Origin of the sequence: Halopiger goleimassiliensis (genome assembly GCF_000455345.1) — an archaeon.
In the GTDB taxonomy this organism is placed as follows: domain Archaea; phylum Halobacteriota; class Halobacteria; order Halobacteriales; family Natrialbaceae; genus Halopiger_A; species Halopiger_A goleimassiliensis.
In genome coordinates, this window is record NZ_HG315690.1 from 973,260 (window position 1) to 992,119 (window position 18,860).

The 18,860-nt window shown below is 66.4% G+C and carries 18 protein-coding genes; 9 read left to right on the top strand and 9 right to left on the bottom strand.

What is annotated here, in order from left to right:
- Positions 1-231: 231 nt before the first annotated feature.
- Positions 232-2,394, top strand: coding sequence for a catalase/peroxidase HPI (gene katG, locus TX79_RS04800; protein WP_049926034.1), 2,163 nt, complete (start codon positions 232-234; stop codon positions 2,392-2,394).
- Between the two features lie 80 nt (positions 2,395-2,474).
- Here katG and TX79_RS04805 read toward each other — a convergent pair whose 3' ends face one another.
- A complete protein-coding gene (locus TX79_RS04805) occupies positions 2,475-3,833 on the bottom strand; it encodes a hypothetical protein (protein WP_049926036.1) in 1,359 nt (452 codons plus the stop codon).
- 280 nt (positions 3,834-4,113) lie between these two features.
- Here TX79_RS04805 and TX79_RS04810 point away from each other — a divergent pair, with 280 nt between their 5' ends.
- A complete protein-coding gene (locus TX79_RS04810; protein ID WP_049926037.1) occupies positions 4,114-4,728 on the top strand; it encodes a DNA-3-methyladenine glycosylase family protein in 615 nt (204 codons plus the stop codon).
- Positions 4,729-4,736: 8 nt separating this feature from the next.
- On the opposite strand, the gene TX79_RS04815 is transcribed toward TX79_RS04810, so the two are convergent.
- Positions 4,737-5,216, bottom strand: coding sequence for a hypothetical protein (locus TX79_RS04815; RefSeq protein WP_049926038.1), 480 nt, complete (start codon positions 5,214-5,216; stop codon positions 4,737-4,739).
- Between the two features lie 151 nt (positions 5,217-5,367).
- Between TX79_RS04815 and TX79_RS04820 the strand changes: the two genes are divergently transcribed.
- Positions 5,368-5,895 (top strand): metal-dependent hydrolase, encoded by a 528-nt coding sequence (locus tag TX79_RS04820; protein ID WP_049926040.1) that lies wholly within the window; start codon positions 5,368-5,370, stop codon positions 5,893-5,895.
- Between the two features lie 181 nt (positions 5,896-6,076).
- Here TX79_RS04820 and TX79_RS04825 read toward each other — a convergent pair whose 3' ends face one another.
- Positions 6,077-6,568 (bottom strand): hypothetical protein, encoded by a 492-nt coding sequence (locus TX79_RS04825; protein ID WP_049926041.1) that lies wholly within the window; start codon positions 6,566-6,568, stop codon positions 6,077-6,079.
- 263 nt (positions 6,569-6,831) lie between these two features.
- On the opposite strand from TX79_RS04825, the gene TX79_RS04830 reads away from it, so the two are divergent.
- The 5 genes from TX79_RS04830 to TX79_RS04850 all read left to right on the top strand — a co-directional run bounded on the left by TX79_RS04830 (position 6,832) and on the right by TX79_RS04850 (position 10,083).
- The gene (locus tag TX79_RS04830) at positions 6,832-7,401 is read left to right on the top strand and encodes a hypothetical protein (protein WP_049926043.1); all 570 of its coding nucleotides are present in this window, start codon (positions 6,832-6,834) and stop codon (positions 7,399-7,401) included.
- Between the two features lie 144 nt (positions 7,402-7,545).
- Positions 7,546-7,869: a DUF5789 family protein gene (locus TX79_RS04835; protein WP_049926044.1), complete on the top strand. Its 324-nt coding sequence runs from the start codon at positions 7,546-7,548 to the stop codon at positions 7,867-7,869.
- A gap of 49 nt (positions 7,870-7,918) precedes the next feature.
- Entirely contained in the window at positions 7,919-9,004 is a 1,086-nt protein-coding gene (locus TX79_RS18955) for a YciE/YciF ferroxidase family protein (protein WP_081655487.1), read from the top strand.
- Between the two features lie 79 nt (positions 9,005-9,083).
- Entirely contained in the window at positions 9,084-9,647 is a 564-nt protein-coding gene (locus TX79_RS04845; RefSeq protein ID WP_049926046.1) for a hypothetical protein, read from the top strand.
- Between the two features lie 10 nt (positions 9,648-9,657).
- Positions 9,658-10,083: a hypothetical protein gene (locus TX79_RS04850; RefSeq protein ID WP_195892457.1), complete on the top strand. Its 426-nt coding sequence runs from the start codon at positions 9,658-9,660 to the stop codon at positions 10,081-10,083.
- On the opposite strand, the gene TX79_RS04855 is transcribed toward TX79_RS04850, so the two are convergent.
- From TX79_RS04855 to TX79_RS04875, 5 genes are read right to left on the bottom strand one after another with little or no spacing between them, the layout of a single operon-like run.
- Positions 10,080-11,462 carry an ABC transporter ATP-binding protein gene (locus tag TX79_RS04855; protein WP_049926048.1) on the bottom strand — a complete coding sequence of 461 codons (1,383 nt, stop codon included), beginning with the start codon at positions 11,460-11,462 and terminating at the stop codon, positions 10,080-10,082. The two genes, TX79_RS04850 and TX79_RS04855, sit on opposite strands and share 4 nt — an antisense overlap.
- Positions 11,455-12,510: an ABC transporter ATP-binding protein gene (locus TX79_RS04860; RefSeq protein WP_049926050.1), complete on the bottom strand. Its 1,056-nt coding sequence runs from the start codon at positions 12,508-12,510 to the stop codon at positions 11,455-11,457. The genes TX79_RS04855 and TX79_RS04860 overlap by 8 nt, the downstream gene beginning before the upstream one ends.
- The gene (locus tag TX79_RS04865; protein WP_049926052.1) at positions 12,510-13,529 is read right to left on the bottom strand and encodes an ABC transporter permease; all 1,020 of its coding nucleotides are present in this window, start codon (positions 13,527-13,529) and stop codon (positions 12,510-12,512) included. Before TX79_RS04865 ends, TX79_RS04860 begins: the two co-directional genes overlap by 1 nt.
- Positions 13,530-13,535: 6 nt before the next feature.
- On the bottom strand, positions 13,536-14,492 hold the full coding sequence (locus tag TX79_RS04870; protein ID WP_049926054.1) for an ABC transporter permease: 957 nt from the start codon (positions 14,490-14,492) through the stop codon (positions 13,536-13,538).
- A gap of 25 nt (positions 14,493-14,517) precedes the next feature.
- Positions 14,518-16,446: an ABC transporter substrate-binding protein gene (locus TX79_RS04875; protein WP_049928280.1), complete on the bottom strand. Its 1,929-nt coding sequence runs from the start codon at positions 16,444-16,446 to the stop codon at positions 14,518-14,520.
- Between the two features lie 616 nt (positions 16,447-17,062).
- Between TX79_RS04875 and TX79_RS04880 the strand changes: the two genes are divergently transcribed.
- Positions 17,063-17,599, top strand: a complete 537-nt coding sequence (locus TX79_RS04880) for a hypothetical protein (RefSeq protein WP_049926056.1) — start codon at positions 17,063-17,065, stop codon at positions 17,597-17,599.
- Between the two features lie 104 nt (positions 17,600-17,703).
- On the opposite strand, the gene TX79_RS04885 is transcribed toward TX79_RS04880, so the two are convergent.
- Entirely contained in the window at positions 17,704-18,855 is a 1,152-nt protein-coding gene (locus TX79_RS04885) for an acyl-CoA dehydrogenase family protein (RefSeq protein WP_049926057.1), read from the bottom strand.
- Positions 18,856-18,860 lie beyond the last annotated feature (5 nt).

Consider the following 18,860-nt stretch of genomic DNA (forward strand, 5'->3'; position numbering starts at 1 on the left):
TGGGGACGAACGGCCGGTTTCGACCCACGAGCACCGACGGATCGGGGCCGTACCGACCCCGACGGACGACTCGAGGCTTCCGACGACGCGTATTTCGTTTCGTACTGACCCGGGAAAGCACGAACGGAGCCCACTTTCGAGTTAACACATTCCGAAGAATGGTTTCGACAATAGGAAGAGAGCGTTACGAGATGGAAAATATTAATAGCTAGAAGCGGCAGGTCACGAATGATGACATGGTCTAACCAAGACTGGTGGCCGGACCTATTGCGATTAGACGTTCTCGACGATAACGCCCAGGACGTCGGTCCGTACGACGAGGATTTCGACTACGCCGAGGCGTTCGAGGAGCTCGATTACGAACAGGTGAAGGAAGACATCGAGGACGTGATGACGTCCTCGCAGGACTGGTGGCCGGCCGACTACGGCCACTACGGGCCGCTGTTCATCCGGATGGCCTGGCACAGTGCCGGGACGTACCGCACCGCCGACGGCCGTGCCGGGGGTGCCGGCGGCCTCCAGCGCCTCCCGCCGGAGAGCAGCTGGCCGGACAACGTCAACCTCGACAAGGCCCGTCGGCTGCTCCAGCCGGTCAAACAGAAGTACGGCCGCAAGCTGTCGTGGGGCGACCTCATCCTGCTGGCCGGCAACGTTGCGCTCGAGTCGATGGGATTCGAGACGTTCGGCTTCGCCGGCGGCCGCGAGGACGAGTACAAGTCCAACGAGGCCATCGAGTGGGGTCCCGAGGACGAGTGGGAGACGACCTCGCCCGAGCGGTTCGAGGGTGACGAGGAGGTCGGTGCGCTCAAGAACCCGCTCGCCAACACCGTGATGGGCCTCATCTACGTGAACCCCGAAGGTCCCTACGGCGAGCCCGACGTCGAGGGATCCGCACAGAACATCCGCGAGGAGTTCTCGCGCATGGGGATGAACGACCGGGAGACGGTGGCGCTCATCGCGGGCGGCCACACTTTCGGGAAGGTCCACGGAAAGGACGATCCCGACGAACACGTCGGCCCCGAGCCCGAGGCGGCTCCCATCGAGGAGCAGGGGCTCGGTTGGGACCAGGACTTCGAGGACATCGGCGGCATGATCACCAGCGGTATCGAAGGACCCTGGACCTCGAACCCGATCCAGTGGGACACGGGCTACGTCGACAACCTGCTGGAACACGACTGGACCTCGGTCAAGGGTCCCGGCGGTGCCTGGCAGTGGGAACCCGTCGGGGACGACGCCGGGACCGCGCCCGGCGCACAGGACCCCGACGAGGAGGAGAAGCTGATGATGCTGACGACGGACGTCGCCCTCAAGCACGACGACGACTTCCGGGCCGTCCTCGAGGAGTTCCAGGAGGACCCCCAGGCCTTCCAGGAGGCGTTCGCGAAGGCGTGGTTCAAGCTCCTCCACCGCGACATGGGCCGGCCCGAGCGGTACGTCGGCCCGGAGGTCCCCGACGAGACGTTCGCCTGGCAGGACCCCATCCCGGACGCCGACTACGAGATCATCGGCGAGGAGGAGGCCGCCGAACTGAAAGCGGAGATCCTCGCCACGGACCTGACCGTCCCGCAACTGGTCAAGACCGCGTGGGCGTCGGCCTCGACCTACCGCGACAGCGACAAGCGCGGCGGTGCCAACGGTGCTCGCGTCCGCCTGGAACCCCAGCGCAGCTGGGAGGTCAACGAGCCCGAGGAACTCCAAACCGTCCTGGAGACGCTGGAGGGCATCCAGGAAGAGTTCAACGCCTCGCGTAACGACGACGTGCGCGTCTCGATAGCCGACCTCATCGTGCTGGGCGGCAACGCGGCCGTCGAGCAGGCGGCGGCCGAGGCCGGCTACGACGTGGCGGTCCCCTTCGAGCCGGGCCGCACCGACGCCACCCAGGAGATGACCGACGAGGAGTCCTTCGACGTGCTCGAGCCGGAGGTCGACGCCTTCCGCAACTACCTCGGCGACGGCGACTTCGACGACGACCTCTACGGCACGCCCGAGGAGCGGATGGTCGACAAGGCGGAACTGCTGAACCTGACCGTCGACGAGCTGACGGTGCTGGTCGGCGGCATGCGCACGCTGGGCGCGACCTACGGCGACTCCGACCGCGGCGTCTTCACCGAGGAGCCGGGGACGCTGACCAACGACTTCTTCGTGAACCTGCTCGACATGGACTACGAGTGGGAGCCGGTCGACGAGGACGAGCAGGTCTTCGAGATCCGTGACCGCGAGACCGGCGACGTCGAGTGGGAGGCCACTCGCTTCGACCTCATCTTCGGGTCGAACGCCCGCCTCCGCGCCTACGCCGACGTCTACGGTGCCGCCGACGGCGAGGAGAAGCTCGTCGAGGACTTCGTCGACGCCTGGCACAAGGTGATGACGCTCGATCGCTTCGACCTCGAGTAAGCCCGACGGCAGCGACGTCGGCACTCGCCTCGAGGAGATAGGTTCCTCCTTTTGCCGCGTCGGCCCGATCGAGGGCCGCGTCACCCGCTCCGGAGGACGATCTCGTCCTCGTCGACGGCCTTGATCTGGGCCGGCTCCACCGGATACTCGTCCTCGGCGTCGCTCTCCCAGCCGAGTCGCGCCCTGAGGCGATCGGTCAACCCAGGCTCGGGATCGACGTAGACCGTCCCCTCCTCGATTCGGCCGGCGATTCCGATCTCCTCGCCCGACTCGTCTACGACGACTTTGCCCTGGTCGTCCCGGGAGACCGTGGTGGTCGCGTCCGAATCGGCGGCCGACGCCCCCGTTGCGTCGGCGTCCGCCTCTGCCACGGCGTCGGTGTCACCGCCCGCTGCACCGGCCTCGGAACGGGCGTCCGGTTCGGCACCGGTCGTCCCTGCAGTCCCGCCAACTGACTCGCCGGGCTCACCGGTCCCTTCCGGAACCGACGCCCGCTCGTCCGCCGTGAGCGTCTCGTACTCCTCGACGTCGACGATCTCCCCCTCGAGCAGGTCGCTGCCGATCACCGAGGACTCGAGCAGTTCGGTCTCCTCGAGCGTGAACCGCTTGCGGGTCCGTTCCTGGATCTCCTCCTCGACCGTGCGCCGTTCGATGAGTTCGCTCCGGACGGTGTCGCCCTCGCCGCGGGTACTCTCGATGACCTCCTGTTCGATCACTTCGTCGGGCTCGACGTCGGTCCGGACGACGTCGCTCTCGAGGATCGACCGCTGGATCCCCTCGAGGTCGACGTCGGTCCGGATCTCGTCGCGTTCGAGTTCGTCGTCGTGCTCGAGGTCGACGTCCACGATTCGGCTCTCGACCGTATAGCGTTCGATCTCCTCGACGGTGTCCAGTCGCGTCTCCTCGGTCGTGACGTCGATCTCGTCGGCGCTGACGAACTCCGTGTCGACCAACTCACGAGTCAGCAGTTCCGAGTCGACGACGTGTCGGTCGGCGAGTTCGGATTCGACGACCTCGCTCTCGATCGTATCTCGTTCGACGATCTCGCGTTCGATCACTTGCGTCTCGACGATTTCGGTCGTGACCGTCTCGCCCTGGCGGAGTCGGTCCTCGAGTTCGCTCCGTCCGAGATCCACGCGCTCGAACGCCTCGTCGCGTTCGACCAGGTCGAAGTGGCCCACCCCCTCCTCGGGGTCGGTCTCCTGGTAGACGAACACCAGGTTCTCTTCCGTGACGGTCCGTTCGAACTCGTCCCAGGTGAACTCCTCGTGGTCAGGACCGAGGTCGTCCGTCCGGGCGAACGTGGTGCCGTGGCCCTCCCCGCCGTGGGTCCTGACGGGGACGACGTCGCGTTCCTCGGCCCACTCGCGGATCCGCTCCGGATCGGTAGTCATGCGTCGTTGCGCTGGTGTGTCGTCCGTCGGAGTATCGTCGGCCATCTCACTAGGGACCGACGGCGGTCGCCACTTGAGTCGGCGGGGCCGTCTCGTCGCCTCAGTGGGTCGTTTCTCGACCCCCCGAATCGTGCCTGCTCGTGCGGGGTCGTAATCCGCGATTGACCGTCTCGTCGGCGAGGTCACCGGTCGACGTGTCGAGCCAGTGCCGGATTACCGCCCGCGACGGTGACACCCTATTTGAGCGCGAGGGTCGCGGGCGCGTCGGCGGTCCCCTCGAGCAACGCGCTTTTGGTCGCTCGAACCTACGAACCGTCGTACGCGAATGACGGTCGATGCTCCCGCCGGAACCGACGCCGATCCCGAAACGGTCCTCCGAGCCGATCCCGTGATGGCCGAGGTGATCGAACGGCGAACGCCACACCCACTCGACCCGGACGTCGACGAGTTCGAACGGCTCTGCGTCGCGATCATCAATCAGCAGTTGTCGACGGCCAGCGCGACGGCCGTCCGCGAACGCGTCTTCGACCTCCTGGACGGGACGGTCACCCCCGAAACCGTCCTCGCGGCCAACGGTGACGCGCTGCTCGAGGCCGGCCTCTCGCGGACGAAGGTCGACTACGTTCGAAACGCCGCTCGAGCCTTCCAGGAACGGGACCTGACCCAGGAGGGGTTGGCCGACCACTCTGACGAGGAGGTGATCGACGAACTCACACGGATCAAGGGCGTCGGTGCCTGGACCGCCCGAATGTACCTCATCTTCGTCCTCCAGCGCCCGGACGTGCTCCCGCTCGGCGATCTGGCGGTCCGTCGCGGCATCGAACAGTTGTACAACGACGGCGAGGAACTCACCCGCGCGGAGATGCGGGAGATCGCGGAGCCGTGGCGGCCCTACCGGAGCACGGCGACGCGGTACATCTGGGCCGAGTACGAGGCCTGAGAAGTTCGTCAGTACTGCCGACGAGCAGCGCCACTAGACGCGTCTCGATGGGAGTCCCCGTTCCGGACGACGTACGTGCCCAGCCCCGCCAGTCCGGACACTGCGACGATCAGGCCCGTCGACACGGCGACCTCGAGGTAGGCGAGCACGAATCCGGCCGACGAGACGGAAGAAAACCCCAGCAACGCCTGAAGGGCAAATAGTGTCGCGACGCTGCCAGTTGCACCCGCGAGAAAGAGCACGATCCCGAGCGTCGTGATCGACCGTCGTGGCGCGATCCAGCGGCCGCAGTAGTAGCCGACCGCGAAGATACCGATCGGGACGATCAGCACGGAAGCTAGGCGCGAAACGAGCGCCAGGACCGTGAGCGACTCCGCGTCGAACCCGAAGAACCGTAGGCCAATCAGCGTCGACTGCCGAACGAGTACCTCCGTGACGCCGGCGATCAGTGCGACCAGGGCGGCGATCCCGAACGATTTCCCGGACATACCGGAGCCGCGAAGCGTCGGCGTAAATGTCTTTTCATCCAACAGATCCTGGCCGACGTTTCCGCCCCGAGGGAGGACCCGCTCGAGAGGCGTTCGCGGCCGACCGGGGTCGTCGCCACGTCTTTCCCGGACACCGGCGTAGCGGACGGTGATGCAACCGGTCGTCCACCTCGCCGTCGGTTACCTCTGTTGGGCGGGCTACACCCGCGCGACTCGAGGGGGTGCGCCGACCGAAGAAGCCACGCTCGCGGCCCTCGCGGGCGCGGCGCTGCCGGACCTGCTCGACAAGCCGCCGTGGCTCGCCGGCGTGGTCGACGTCGGCCGCACGCTCGGACACTCGCTGCTGTTCGCGATCCCGGTCGTCCTCGGCGTCTGGTGGCTCGCCCGCGCTCGAGGCCGGACCGCGCTCGGCATCGCGTTCGCCGTCGGCTCCCTCTCGCACCTCGCGACCGACGTGCCGTGGCACGTCGTCTCCGGCGACCTCGAGGAACTCGGCTTCCTCCTGTGGCCGGTGACGCCCATGCCCGCCTACAGCGGCACCAAACCCCTCGGCACCGTCGCCGGCCTCGAGATCACGACGCTGTGGCTCGAGGCCGTGATTCTGGTCGCTGGCGTCGCGCTCTGGTGGGCCGACGGCCGGCCGGGAATCGAACCAATCCGACGGGCTATCCGGCGATGACCGCAGTCCGCTACTCGTAGCGCTCTTCGATCACGGCGGCCTGCGGCAACTCGAGTATCGCCGTCGAACGGACACCGATCCGGCCGAGGATTCCATGTACCGCCCGTTCCGGTCCAAGCATCGCCGAGGGTCCGAGTTCGGCGTGGTGGGCCGGTAGTCGTCTCAGTTCAGAACGCGGCGTTCAGGCACCCTCCCGCTCTACGGTTTGCTCCACCATCACGCCGGTCTGGCAGGTATACTGCTCGTCGTCCAGTTCGACCGTCATCGACACCGATTCCGGTGTGGCGGCGACCAGGTCCGAGAACTCGACCTCGGGAGTACTCACTACGTCGTCGTCCCCAGTCACCGTCGTCACCGCCCACACCTCCAGTTGGAACTGCCCCGACGAGAACAGGAGTTTCGGAGACACTGCCTCGAGCGGCGCGTCGAGTTCCGACTCGAGGTGGTCGGCGACGGCATCCCGTGCCTCGTGATGACAGATCGCATCCCGCTCGTCTGCCTGCTCGAGGAACCCGCCGTGTTCGCGCCGTGCCGCCTCGAGGGTCGTCTCCACGCTTCGTTCGATCCGTTCGTCCCCGCCGCGTTCGCGTTTCGGTTCCGGAATCCGTTCCGAGTTCTCGGTACCGGCACCGGATCCGAGACACCCCGATAGCGGCGCGCTTGCGACCAGCAACCCCCGGTCTTGACCACAGCTCTCCGTCTCATTCTCGTTGTAATCTCCCCTCGGAAGCAGAAATTAAATGTTTTGTGAGAGACGGTGTCGGTCTTCGATCGGCGTCTCGGACGGAAGTGCGGGAACAGAACGGATTCCGTCACCCGGAAGGCCGTCGGCGACTGGACCGGGGCCGGTCTCCGCGAAGGCGAAGCCGAACTTCCCGATGGCCCTCGCGGGTCGCGAGCCAAACCGGTTTCCCGCTTGCGGTCGTAGACGGCCCAATGGTCCCCTCGTCGTCGACGCGACGATCGACGGTGGCCGTGCTGACGATAGCCGTGACTCCTGTCGGGGACCGAATCCGCCGATTCTGGGCGTTCTACCGCCGGTATACCGACACGACCGCCCACACGGCCGCCACGGTCGCGCTCACCATGTTCGGGCTCCTCGTCTTCGTCGATCCGTGGTTCGCGGCGATCGCCATCGCCTGTTACGTCGTCCCGCCGCTCGCGCTGTACGTCCTCGAGGACGAACCCGGGTTCGACGAACAGGCCGACGACGAGCGACCGGACGAGCAGTGGGCGGCAACTCCCGACGAACGACCGAACTCGGATCGGACGAGGGACTCGAGTGAGCGGCCGACCTCGCCTGCCCTCGACTCGTCCGGCCGTGTCCGCGACGATGGTGACACGGACTCCGACTCGGACGGCGGAAACGGCGACACCGATTCCGACGGCGACGACGGTGACACCGACACCGATAGCGACGACGGTGACACCGACACCGATAGCGATAGCGACGACGGCGACACCGACTCGGACGGCGACGACGGCGATACGGATTCCGATGGGTGACGACACGTAACGGTGCCGTCGAGCAACGGGCAGTCGATCGAACCGGCATCTCGGCGTTCTCGAGGGAGCGAGCGGCCGAGGTCGTCGTTCGGCAGTACCACGCAGGCTCCAGTACTTTGGACGGCAGTCACGGACGCTCCCACGATGACCCACATCGACGACGATACCGACGAACTGCGGTCCGTGGCGGTGGGCTCGGTAAGCGGGTTGTTCGAGAACGCCACCTTCCCGGCGACAACCGACGAGGTGCTCCAGGAGTTCGGCGAGACCGAGATCCGATACCCGCGTGGTTCCGATTCGCTGCGGGTGATCCTCGAGACCTCGGGCCACGAAACCTACGAGTCCCGCGACGAACTCGAGTTGGCCATCCTGAACGGCGTGCGGCGTGACGCCGTCGGCCGACCGCGATACAGCGACCGCAGCGACGAAGTCCCGCAGGAACTCGACCGGACCCAGCAGTCGTTCTGACGGGTCAGCAACCGCGAACCGGAGACGACAACACCTGGAGAGCACTACTATGGCGACCGCACAACGGGACGCGTTCACGGCCGAGTTGGAACGACTCTACAGCGTCGAGCGAACCCTCGAGACGCAACTCGAGGTCGTAGCCGGCGACGTCTCGATCGACACCCTCGACGGCGTACAGATCGGCGACTGCCGGGAACGACTGTACGAGCGCATCGAGACCCATCGCGAGGAGACGACGACACACCGCGAGCGTCTCGAGGCGGTCTTCGAAACCACGGAGATCGAGCCGTCCGCGGGCGACGTTCCGGCGCTCGAGGGCTGGATCGCCGACAAGGAGCAGTTCAACAACGTGGTCCTCAACGACGCCCTCCGACCGCCGTACTACCTCGCCGCGGCGGCGAAACTCGAGGAACTCGAGCGCTCGGCCTACGGGGGCGCGATCACCCTCGTCGAGGGGCTCGTCGCCGACGGCGACCTCCCCACGGCCGAGGGGGCGGACGCGGACGACGTCCTCGAGACGCTCGAGGCCAGTTACGAAGACGAAGTCGCGATGCTGGAAGATCTGGCCGACCTCGCCGGCGGCGACCCCATCGCGTCGTTACTCGAGGAAAGCGACGTCGGGCCGAGCGGGCGTCCCGCGCTCGATCGGTCGGGAGGGCACACGCAGTCGATCAACGTCGAGACCGTAGACGATCTGTTCGTCTACCAGCTTTCGAACGCGTTCTACGTCGAGGACGAACTCGTGGAGTTCTACGACGAGCTGGCCGCGAACGTCGGCGACGACCACGCGGAGATCCTGGCCGACCGACGGGATCACGCCCGAACGCGTCGGGACCGCCTCGAGACCGTCTTCGACGCGCTCGGATCGCGGCCGGCGACGAGCCGCAACCATACGATCGACGGCGTGATCGAGGACGGCCGGTCTCGCGTCGAGAGCGCCCCGGACGACCGATCCGATCGCCTCGCCCTCGAGACGGCGCTCACGATCGAACGGCTCCAGCAGCGGTGTTACGACGAGTTGCACCTGCTCGGGAGCCACATCGACTACGCTGGGAGTGTCCTCGAGGACCTCGAGGCGACCGCCGACGAACAGCGGGAAATCGTCGACCGACTCGAGGACCGCGTTCGGAACTGACTCCCAACGGCCGGTTAGGCGACAGCGGGTCGCGTTCACGCACCGCATTCTTATTAGGGGTGGTGTGGACGGGCGGCGTATGTCCGACGGATCGACATCGGAACGCATCGCACAGCGGCGACGGAACGCGGTCGATCCGGAGACGTTCCTGCTCGAGGCCGGGTGTATCGAACCGACCGACGACGAGGAGGGGCTCCGGTTCACGCCGTCGTTCGCTGAGCGGGTCGACACGCGGCTCGAGGGGGTTCGATCGGCAGGCGTCGGAGCGGCGGACGTGGCGGCGATCTTCGGCGTTCCCGAAGGTGACGTCGCGGACGCCGATCGGTCCTACCCGGCGTTTCGGATCGAACACACCGTCAGAAGTTGGCCCGCCGAGGGCGCGGTCGAACTCGACGTCGCCGTCGATCGGGCGCTCCGGGAGACGACCGACGACTGGGAGACCGTCCCGCCGCGCCAGCGCTACCGGATCCTCCAGTCGCTGCGGTCGTTCCAGGACCGATGTCTGTTCTGTGACGGCGAGATCTCGCTGCGGGACGAGACCGTCGACTCCTGCTGTAGCGACGTCGAGGTCGTGACGATCGAGTGCCGGGACTGCGGGCGACGGTTCCTGGAGTTCAGTCCCGGTTCGGTTCCGGGGACCTGACAGCCGACAGATGTCGAGTTCGACCCTCCTCGAGCGGGTTCGTGGGTCCGCGTTCGGTCCCGAGCGATTTCGTGGGTTCGTATCCGTCCTCGAACGGTACCGTCGACCCGCCTACACCGGCGAGAACCGCTGTCTGCCGTGTACCGTCGCCAACGTCGCGATCGGCGCGCTGGTGGCCGTCGCTATCACCGTTCTGGGACGCCGATTCGTCGACACCACCGCAGCGGTCGCGCTCGGCGCGCTCACGCTGGTCGGCTCCCTGTTCGCGATCGCGCTTCGAGGGTATCTCGTCCCGGGCACGCCCCGTCTCACGGAGCGGTATCTTCCCGACGGGATCCGACGGCGGTTCCACGACCGCCCGCAGGGCATCGACGACGAGAGCCTCGCGCTGGCGATGGAGGGCGTCGGTGCCAGCCGCGGTCGCTCCCGGAACTAATCGGATTCGCCCCTGGCGACGGGACCGTCGAACTCGTCTCTCGCGTCGGTCTCGAGTAAGTCGCCGGGATCGTACCGCAGGCAGGCGATCTCGTGGGTCGGCGACTGCTCGTAGTCGGGCGGCACCGTCGTCTCGCACGGCGACGTGAACGCCGCCTCGAGCGCGCGTTCGCACGCCTCGAGCTCCCCCTCGTGTACTCGGTCGATCGCCTCGTCGACGGCCGATTCGGCCTCGAGATCCCCGAGGTCGGCGGGAATGCCGAACTCGTCGCGGACGTGGGTCGCCAGTTCGGAGCGCGAGAGCGACTCGACGGCGACGCCCTCCTCCTCGTGGGCGCTCGAGAGCGTCACGAGGTCGTCGACCGCGTCGGCGTCCTGTACCCTGAGTTTGAAATCCAGCACCGAGCGCCAGGTGGACTGCTCGAGGTCGATCGACTCGGGCTGAATGACCCGCGGACACCGGGTGTGGAACCGACAGCCCGAGGGCGGATCGATCGGCGAGGGCACCTGCCCCTCGAGGAAGATCCGGTCGCCTTCCCAGAGCGGATCGGGCTCCGGAATCGCCGACAGCAACGCCTCCGTGTAGGGGTGGTGGGGTTCGTCGAACACCTCGTCGGTGGTGCCGACCTCGGCGAACTCGCCCAGGTACATGACGGCGATCCGGTCGGAGATGTGCTCGACGACGCTCAGGTCGTGGGCGATGAAGACGTACGAGAGGTCGAACTCCTCCTGGAGGTCCTCGAGCAGGTTGAGGATCTGGGCCTGGACGCTGACGTCCAGCGCGCTCACCGGTTCGTCGCAGACGATCACCTCGGGATCGACCGCCAGCGCGCGTGCGATGCCGATCCGCTGTCGCTGGCCGCCGGAGAACTCGTGTGGATGCCGGTGGGCGTGACTCGGGCTGAGGCCGACGGTGTCGAGCAGTTCGTAGACCCGGTCGGTGCGGGCCTCTCCCTCGGCGATCCCGTGGATGTCGAGCGGTTCGCCGATGATGTCGCCGACCGTCAATCGGGGATTCAGGCTCGAGAACGGGTCCTGGAAGATGTACTGTAGATCCGTTCGCAGGTCCCGGAGCCGACTGTCGGAGAGTCCGGTGAGTTCGATCGGCTCCCGGCTGTCGTCGCCGCTCTGCGGCCGGTAGTAGACTTTCCCGGCCGTGGGTTCGACGAGTCGCAACATCGCCCGGCCGAGCGTCGTCTTGCCGCAGCCGCTCTCGCCGACGACGCCGAGCGTTTCGCCGGGGTAGAGCTCGAGGTCGATCCCGTCGACGGCCTGGACGATCTGCGTCCGACCGAGCACGGTGTCGATCAGGCCGCTCTGTGAGGTGTAGTGTTTCGTCAATCCCTCGGTCCGGAGGATCGGTTCCCCGCGGCTACTCATGGCTACCACCCGGAACCGGGTCGTCCGTCTCGCCCTCGACCGAGACCTGGAAGTCGAGGCCGTACGTGAGGTCGCCGGTGTACTCGAGACACCGCGCCGACCGCTCGGAGGCGTCGGCGTCCTCGTCGGGCGGGGCCAGCGGCGGGTGCTTCCGCTTGCAGACGTCCTCCGCGTACGGACACCGCGGATGGAACCGACAGCCCGAGGGTACCTCGGCCTCGTCGGGCATCGACCCCGGAATCGTCCGCAGCCGTTCGCGGTCGTCGCCGACCCGGGGAATCGAACTCATCAGGCCGACGGTGTAGGGGTGTTTGGGATCGTAGTAGAGCTGTTCGACCGACGCTTTCTCGACCGCCTCGCCGGCGTACATCACCATCACCCGGTCGCAGAGTTCGGCGACGACGCCGAGATCGTGGGTGATCAACTGGACGGCGGTGTCGAACTCGTCGGTGAGGTCCTCGAGCAGGTCGAGGATCTTCGCCTCCGTCGTGACGTCGAGCGCGGTCGTCGGCTCGTCGGCGATCAACACGTCCGGATCGCACGACAGCGCCATCGCGATCACCGCGCGCTGTTGCATCCCGCCGGAGAACTCGTGAGGGTAATCCGAGTAGCGGCTTTCGGCGTCCGGAATGCCCACCTGGTCGAGCAGTTCGATCGCCCGCGTTCTGGCGGCCGCGTCGTCGTAGTCGAGGTGGTGTCTGATCGCCTCGGCGATCTGTTCGCCGATCGTGTAGACCGGGTTCAGCGCCGTCTGGGCGTCCTGGAAGATCATCGCAATCCGGTTGCCCCGGATCCGCCGAACTTCGGTCTCGCTCATCTCGAGTATGTCCTCGCCATCCAGCAGGATCTCGCCGCTCTCGATGCGTCCGGGGCTCTCGATGAGGCGCAACAGCGACAGCGCCGTTACGCTCTTGCCGGCCCCGCTCTCGCCGACGACGCCGAACTTCTCGCCGCGCTCGATCGTGTACGAGAGGTCGTCGACCGCCGTGACGACGCCCTCCGGCGTGTAGAACGAGACCGTCAGATCGGAGACTTCGAGCAGGGCCATCAGCCGCCACCTCCGGGCGTGACGTCGTCGACCTGGGCGTCGAGCGCGTCGTTGACGGCGTCACCGATCATGTTCATCGACATGACGAATATGAAGATCATCAGCCCCGGGAAGACGGTCGCCCACCAGTACCAGTCGCCGCCCTCGCCCGTCGCGAGCGTGTCGGCCTCGGCGTCGAGGATCGTCCCCCACTCGGGGGTGCCGGGATCGAACCCGAGCCCCAGGAAGCCCAGTGCCGCGACGCCGATGACGACGGTACCGATGCTGAGCGTCGCCTGGACGATGACCGGCGCGATGGCGTTCGGGACGACGTGGCGGAACAGCACCGTCCGATCCCGCGCGCCGAGGGCCTTCGCCGCCAGCACGTACTCGTTTTGCTTGACCTTCAGGATCTCCCCCCGGATGATGCGCGCGTATGTCGCCCAGCCCACGAGCGCGAACGCGCCCACGAGCGGCCAGAAGCCGCCCCCGAACAGGGCGACGAGGATCAACGCGAGCACGAGCGAGGGGAACGCGAAGACGACGTCGAGCAGGCGCATCATGACGGCGTCGGTGCGTCCGCCGAAGTAGCCGGAGATGCCGCCGTAGACGACGCCCCACGTCGCCGCGATGGCCGTGACGATCAGCCCGATCGAGATGCTGTACCGTCCGCCGGTGATCACGCGGGAGAACATGTCGCGGCCGAGGCGATCCGTCCCCATCGGGTGACTCAACGACGGCGACCCGTACCGGGGGCCGACGCCCGTCGCGACCGGATCGTACGGCACGATCGAGAACGGCTGGACGGTCACGCCGGCGATGGAGATCGGCCGCGAAAACAGTGCCGCGACCGTGAGGACGACGACCACCGTCGCCCCCAGCAACGCCAGGCGGTTGCGGACGAGGCTCGCGCCGATCTTTCGCCAGAGGCGCGTGACCTCCTCGCCCTCCCGTTCGCTCCAGACCACCGCCGACTCCTGGTCCTCGATGCGATCGGTTTCGAACCCCGAAATCCGAATGCGGCCTCGTTCTGTGGACATGTCTGATCAGTATTCGTCCCGAATTCGTGGATCGAGTATCGCGTAGACGATGTCGGCGAGCAGGTTCGCGACGACGATGAAAAAGCCCGTCAGCAGTGTGATCCCCAGGATGAGGTTGATCTCCCGGAGGTGGATCGCCTGGACCAACTCGAGTCCGAGTCCCGGCCAGCCGAACACCGTCTCGACGACGACCGAGCCGGAGATGAGACTCGCGACCAGGAACGCGGCGACCGTCGTGACCGAGATCAGCGAGTTCCGGAGGACGTGTTTCAGCAGGACCGTCCGCTCGGGCAGCCCCTTCGCGCGGGCCGCGGTGACGTACTCCTTGTTCAACTCCTCGGCCATCGACGTGCGCATGATCCGCATCATGTTCGCCGACGCCGCCGTCCCGATCGTCACCCCCGGCAGGATCAACCACCACAGCATCTCCGGGGAGAGCAACCCGGTCTGGGGATCGAGCGTCGGGAACCAGTCCAGCGAGACGGCAAAGACCGCCATCAGCATCAGCCCGAGCCAGAAGTTGGGGATCGAGATGCCTGAGAGGGCGACGAACCGGCTCACGTCGTCGCCCAGGTCGTCCTTGTTCGCCGCGGCGTAGATGCCACCCGGGATGGCGATCACGATCGCGAACAGCCAGCCGAACACGGCGAGGGCAAGCGTCTCCGGGAGTCGGGCCGCGATGACCGCGCCGGCGTCGCGGCCGGTCGAGTACACCTCGCCGAAGTCGCCGGCCAACGCGTCCCGCATCCAGTCGAGGTACTGCACCCAGATCGGTTGATCCAGCCCGAACTCGCGGCGCAACCGTGCCCCTTCCTGGGGCGGGACGTTCGGATTCGCCCCGATCAACTGATCGACCACGTCGCCGGGCGCGACGTGCATGAGCGAGAACGTGATCACGGAGACGCCAAACAGGACTGGAACCGCGGCGAGCAGCCGTTTGAGGACGAATCGTTGGAGACTCATACGTGTGCGAGTTCGTCGCGTCGGCTCACCGGTCCAGATAGATGATCTGCTCGTCGGTCGGACTGTACAGCGCGTAACTCAGGATCGCCTGTGTCTGGGGGTGGACGTTGAACCCGACCACGTCGTCGTTGGCCGTCCCCGTATTCAGCGAGTAGTCGACGATCGTGTTCGCGGACAGGTCGGTGAGTTCCGGCCACAGTTCGTCGTAGCGCTGTCGGCGGGTGTCCTCGTCCTCGGCGACGTCCGTGGCGAACCGGCAACTCCGCAGTAGATCGATGAACTCCTCCGGGAACGTGCCCTCGGGGAAGAAGAAATTACAGCAGCCGTTCCAGTTGTCCGGATCGTGGATCGTCTCCGGATACCCGTGGGGCTCCGGCGTCCCCGCGAGACCGATAACTGCGGCAGCGTTGTCCTCGGCGTAATCGTGGCGCGCCCCGTCGGTGTACAGTTCCGGCGTCCAGTCGCCGAGCGCGGCCGGCGTCTCGAGTTCCGCCTCGAACAGCCCGCTGGCGTTCAGTTCCTCGACGACCAGTTGCATCTTGTCGATCCGCTCGTCGTCGTCGGAGTTCGTCCTGATGATGACGTCGATCGGTGCCTCGAGACTCGACTCCTCGACGAGCTGTTCGGCCCGTTCGACGTCGGGCTCGACGGGGTAGGCCCACTCCTCGTCGAAGAGGTCTTCGTAGTCGCCGGCAGTCCCGAGATCGGCCGCCGGTTCCGGGAACGGAACGCGGGCCGGATCAGCCCACCCCTGTTCGACGAAATCCACGATCTGCTGGCGCGGGACGAGCGCGTTGACGGCCTGTCGGATCTCGCGTTCGGCGAACGCGCCGCCGGTTTCGGTCTCGGCGACCGGGAACTGCATGAACAGGAAGCCGAAGGCCTCCGTCGCGGAGACGACGTAGTTGTCCGAGTCGTAGAAGCTGTTGCGTGCGTCCGAGGGGAGTTCGTACGCGATGTCGACGTCGCCGTCCTCGAGCGCGGCGCTTCGCTGGACGGACTCGTCGACGAACCGGATGTTGATCTCGTCGATCACCGGCCCCTCCGGGAACTCGTCGGGTCCGTCCCACCACGGGATGTTGTCGAGGCCGACCTCCTCGACCCAGTAGGTGTCGGTCCGCTCGAGCAGCAGTCGCGACCCCTCCTCGAAGTCCGCGACCTCGTAGGGACCGGTCCCGATCGGAACCATCTCCTCGTCGTCCCGGGGATCGAGGTCGCCGGCCGGCACGTCGAAGTGATCCGAGGGGTACAGTAGGAACGGCGGAATCTCGACGAACGCCGCGGCGTCGGGCAACTGGGAGTACAGTTCGTAGGTGTAGCCATCCGGTCCGTCGGGGGCCTCCGCGTGCAGGAAACTGTCGAACAGTTGCCCCTCGTTGTCGGAACCGACGTATCGGTCGTAGGAGCCGAGGACGTTCTCGGCGGTGAGTTCCTCGCCGTTGTGGAACTCGATGCCCTCGTGAAGGCGACCTTCGACCATGGTCCCGAAGACGCCGTCGTCGACGGCGTCGCCGGCCTCCTCCCGCGTCAACACCCGGACCGTATCGCCCGCCTCCGCGGGCATGTCCTCCGGGTGGCGCATCATGACGAGGTTGTTCTCGTCTTCCAGTTCGAAGAACGGGTAACCGTCCTCCGCGTCGACCGCCTCCATCTCGACCATGTACTCCTCGTAGTCGAGCACGTCCACGTCGTTGGCCTCCGTGGCTTCGTGTTCCACGGCCATCCACGGCAGGTACTCGCCGTCGCTGCTGACGGTTATCAGCCCGTCGTAGACGGCTTCGAACACCACCGAGTCCTCGGCGGCGGTACTCTGGGCCTGGTCGTAGTCGGAGATGCTGTTTCGCGGAATCGCGAACTCGAGCCGACCACCCTCCTGAATGTTACCGTACTCGACGTCGTTTCGTTCCAGTGCAGCACTGACGTCGACTGCTTCGTCGTCGCTTTCGTCACCCATACAGCCGGCGGCACCGATCACCCCGGCCGCCGCGATACCCTGAAGGAGCCGTCGTCGATCGAGAGTCGGTTCACGTGTCGTCGTCGGTTCGGACATTGTAATCGGTGTTCGCGTTCGGAGTGCCGGTCGCTCGCGGCGGCGAGACGGGCTCGCGGCGGAACGATCGGCAGTCACGGATAGTGTTCGTGTGTTCCATACCACCACAGCACATTTCCCAACGGTGCGGGAACACCACAAGGAGCCACAAAGGTATTTTTATGATACGTCCGAAAATACATGAAAGGACGAATAATTGTTGAGTTCATTCGGGAATCTCGTTCCACAAATGCATGCATCCGTCCGAATTTCTGCCCGCTATCGGGCGGAAATCGGCATTCCATAGCGCCGGTTCGAACCTCGAGGCCGGACGTCACGGCGTCCTGGTACGTCCTCCGTACCGGACGGTCGGCGCTGCCTACCAGTCGAACCGGTGGTCGTACGGCGGATGGAACCGATCGGTAGCCGATCCCTGGCCAGCCACCCGTCCGCTCGTCGGTGAGTGTCGTCCGGCGGGACTCCGATCGCCATCGCCGAACCGTCCCCCACCTTTTAGCTCCCCGGTGTGGTGTAGTGTCGCATGCGCCGGATCTACGAGTCGGACGCGCTCGAGCGGGACGACGGCCCGTTCACGCCGAGCGAGAACGATCCGCGGTCGCGAGTGCAGACGGCCCGCTCGGTCGACTCGACGGCGCTCAGCCGGTGGCTCGTCCCGCAACGAGTGCGGTACCGGGCCATCTCCGTCGAGATTTCGACCCCCCAGACGTCGTACGCCGGAGGCGATCCGATCCCGTTCACCATCACGATGTCGAACGCGTTGCCGGTGCCGGTCGTGCTCCGAACCGATTCGCCCGTGCGGTGGACCTGGGCGGTCGACGGGAAGACCGAGGCGTCGGAACGGTTGCGCTACGATCCGCCCGCGGAACCCGGCCAGTTCCGCTTCGATCGGGGGGAACGAAAACGGTTCAGACGACGGTGGGACGGGCTGTTTCGGGTATCGGACAGCGAGTGGGTGCCGGCCGAACCCGGCGACCACACGATCGGGGTTCGACTCAACGTCCCCGACGCCGCGGCGAAGGGACTCGCGGCCGAAACGACGGTCCGAATCCAGGAGTGACGACCTGATGGGAGACAACGGTGCTCCGATCGAAACCGCCGACGAAAAAGGGTCGGCGGCACGTCTGCAACCAGGAGAGGTGGGACCGACGAGTGCGTCGGGAGTTAGAACCCTTTCCCGAGCAGCTCGCGTGCGATGACGTTCTTCTGGATCTCGGTGGTGCCCTCGTAGATCTGGGTGATCTTGGCGTCGCGGTAGAACCGCTCGACGGGGAAGTCGTTGACGTAGCCGGAGCCGCCGTGGATCTGGACGGCCTCGTTGGCCGCGTCGACGGCGACGCGGGAGGCGTACTCCTTGGCCATCGAGGCCAGCTTGGTGATGTCCTCGCCCTGGTCGACGTGCCAGGCGGCCTTGTAGGTCAGGTTGCGCGCGGCCTCGGTCCGGGTGGCGATGTCGGCGAGTTTGTGCTGGATGGCCTGGAACTCGCTGATCGGCTGGCCGAACTGCTCGCGGTCCTGGGCGTACTCGAGCGCCTCGCGGGTGGCACCCTTCGCGATGCCGACGCCCTGGGCGGCGACGCCGACGCGGGTGGCGTCGAAGAACTGCATCTGCTGCATGAAGGCGGCGTCGCGGGTGCCGATGAGGTTCTCCTCGGGGACCCGAACGTCGTCGAAGATGAGTTCGGCGGTGTCGGACGCTCGAATGCCCATCTTGCCGGTAATCTTGTCGGCGCTGAAGCCGTCGCGGTCGGACTCGACGACGATCTGGCTGAAGCCGTTGTAGCGGCCCTCGGCGTCGGGGTTGGTCTTACAGAGGACGACGAAGAAGTCACCGACGCTGCCGTTGGTGATCCACATCTTGTTGCCGTTTACCACCCACTCGTCGCCGTCCTTCTCGGCCTTCGTCGAGACCGAGGAGACGTCGGAGCCGGTGTCGGGTTCGGAGATCGCCGCGCCGGAGATCTTCTCGCCGGTCGCGACCGGCTCGAGGAACCGTTCCTTCTGGTCTTCGGTCCCGAACTCCCGGATGGCTTCGGTCCCGAACGAACAGGCCATGATCGACAGCGCGATGCCGGGGTCGTAGGAGAACAGTTCCTCGGCGATCAGCGCCGTCTCGAGCGTCGAGTAGCCCGCGCCGCCGTACTCGACGGGGATCGACGCGCCGACAAGCCCCATGTCGGCGGCCTTGTCGACGATCTCGTGGGGGAACGTCTCCTCCTCGTCGTACTCCTCGGCTTCGGGAACGATTTCGTTCTCGGCGAACCGCTGTACCTCTTCGCGGATCTGTTGCTGTTCTTCGGAGAGACCGAATTCCATGTGAG

What these genes read in the sequence shown, in the direction of transcription:
- katG (WP_049926034.1), top strand. Translation starts at nt 232, where the DNA reads ATGACATGGTCTAACCAAGACTGGTGGCCGGACCTATTGCGATTAGAC.
- TX79_RS04805 (WP_049926036.1), bottom strand. Translation starts at nt 3,833, where the DNA reads ATGGCCGACGATACTCCGACGGACGACACACCAGCGCAACGACGCATG.
- TX79_RS04810 (WP_049926037.1), top strand. Translation starts at nt 4,114, where the DNA reads ATGACGGTCGATGCTCCCGCCGGAACCGACGCCGATCCCGAAACGGTC.
- TX79_RS04815 (WP_049926038.1), bottom strand. Translation starts at nt 5,216, where the DNA reads ATGTCCGGGAAATCGTTCGGGATCGCCGCCCTGGTCGCACTGATCGCC.
- TX79_RS04820 (WP_049926040.1), top strand. Translation starts at nt 5,368, where the DNA reads ATGCAACCGGTCGTCCACCTCGCCGTCGGTTACCTCTGTTGGGCGGGC.
- TX79_RS04830 (WP_049926043.1), top strand. Translation starts at nt 6,832, where the DNA reads ATGGTCCCCTCGTCGTCGACGCGACGATCGACGGTGGCCGTGCTGACG.
- TX79_RS04835 (WP_049926044.1), top strand. Translation starts at nt 7,546, where the DNA reads ATGACCCACATCGACGACGATACCGACGAACTGCGGTCCGTGGCGGTG.
- TX79_RS18955 (WP_081655487.1), top strand. Translation starts at nt 7,919, where the DNA reads ATGGCGACCGCACAACGGGACGCGTTCACGGCCGAGTTGGAACGACTC.
- TX79_RS04845 (WP_049926046.1), top strand. Translation starts at nt 9,084, where the DNA reads ATGTCCGACGGATCGACATCGGAACGCATCGCACAGCGGCGACGGAAC.
- TX79_RS04850 (WP_195892457.1), top strand. Translation starts at nt 9,658, where the DNA reads ATGTCGAGTTCGACCCTCCTCGAGCGGGTTCGTGGGTCCGCGTTCGGT.
- TX79_RS04855 (WP_049926048.1), bottom strand. Translation starts at nt 11,462, where the DNA reads ATGAGTAGCCGCGGGGAACCGATCCTCCGGACCGAGGGATTGACGAAA.
- TX79_RS04860 (WP_049926050.1), bottom strand. Translation starts at nt 12,510, where the DNA reads ATGGCCCTGCTCGAAGTCTCCGATCTGACGGTCTCGTTCTACACGCCG.
- TX79_RS04865 (WP_049926052.1), bottom strand. Translation starts at nt 13,529, where the DNA reads ATGTCCACAGAACGAGGCCGCATTCGGATTTCGGGGTTCGAAACCGAT.
- TX79_RS04870 (WP_049926054.1), bottom strand. Translation starts at nt 14,492, where the DNA reads ATGAGTCTCCAACGATTCGTCCTCAAACGGCTGCTCGCCGCGGTTCCA.
- TX79_RS04875 (WP_049928280.1), bottom strand. Translation starts at nt 16,446, where the DNA reads ATGGGTGACGAAAGCGACGACGAAGCAGTCGACGTCAGTGCTGCACTG.
- TX79_RS04880 (WP_049926056.1), top strand. Translation starts at nt 17,063, where the DNA reads ATGCGCCGGATCTACGAGTCGGACGCGCTCGAGCGGGACGACGGCCCG.
- TX79_RS04885 (WP_049926057.1), bottom strand. Translation starts at nt 18,855, where the DNA reads ATGGAATTCGGTCTCTCCGAAGAACAGCAACAGATCCGCGAAGAGGTA.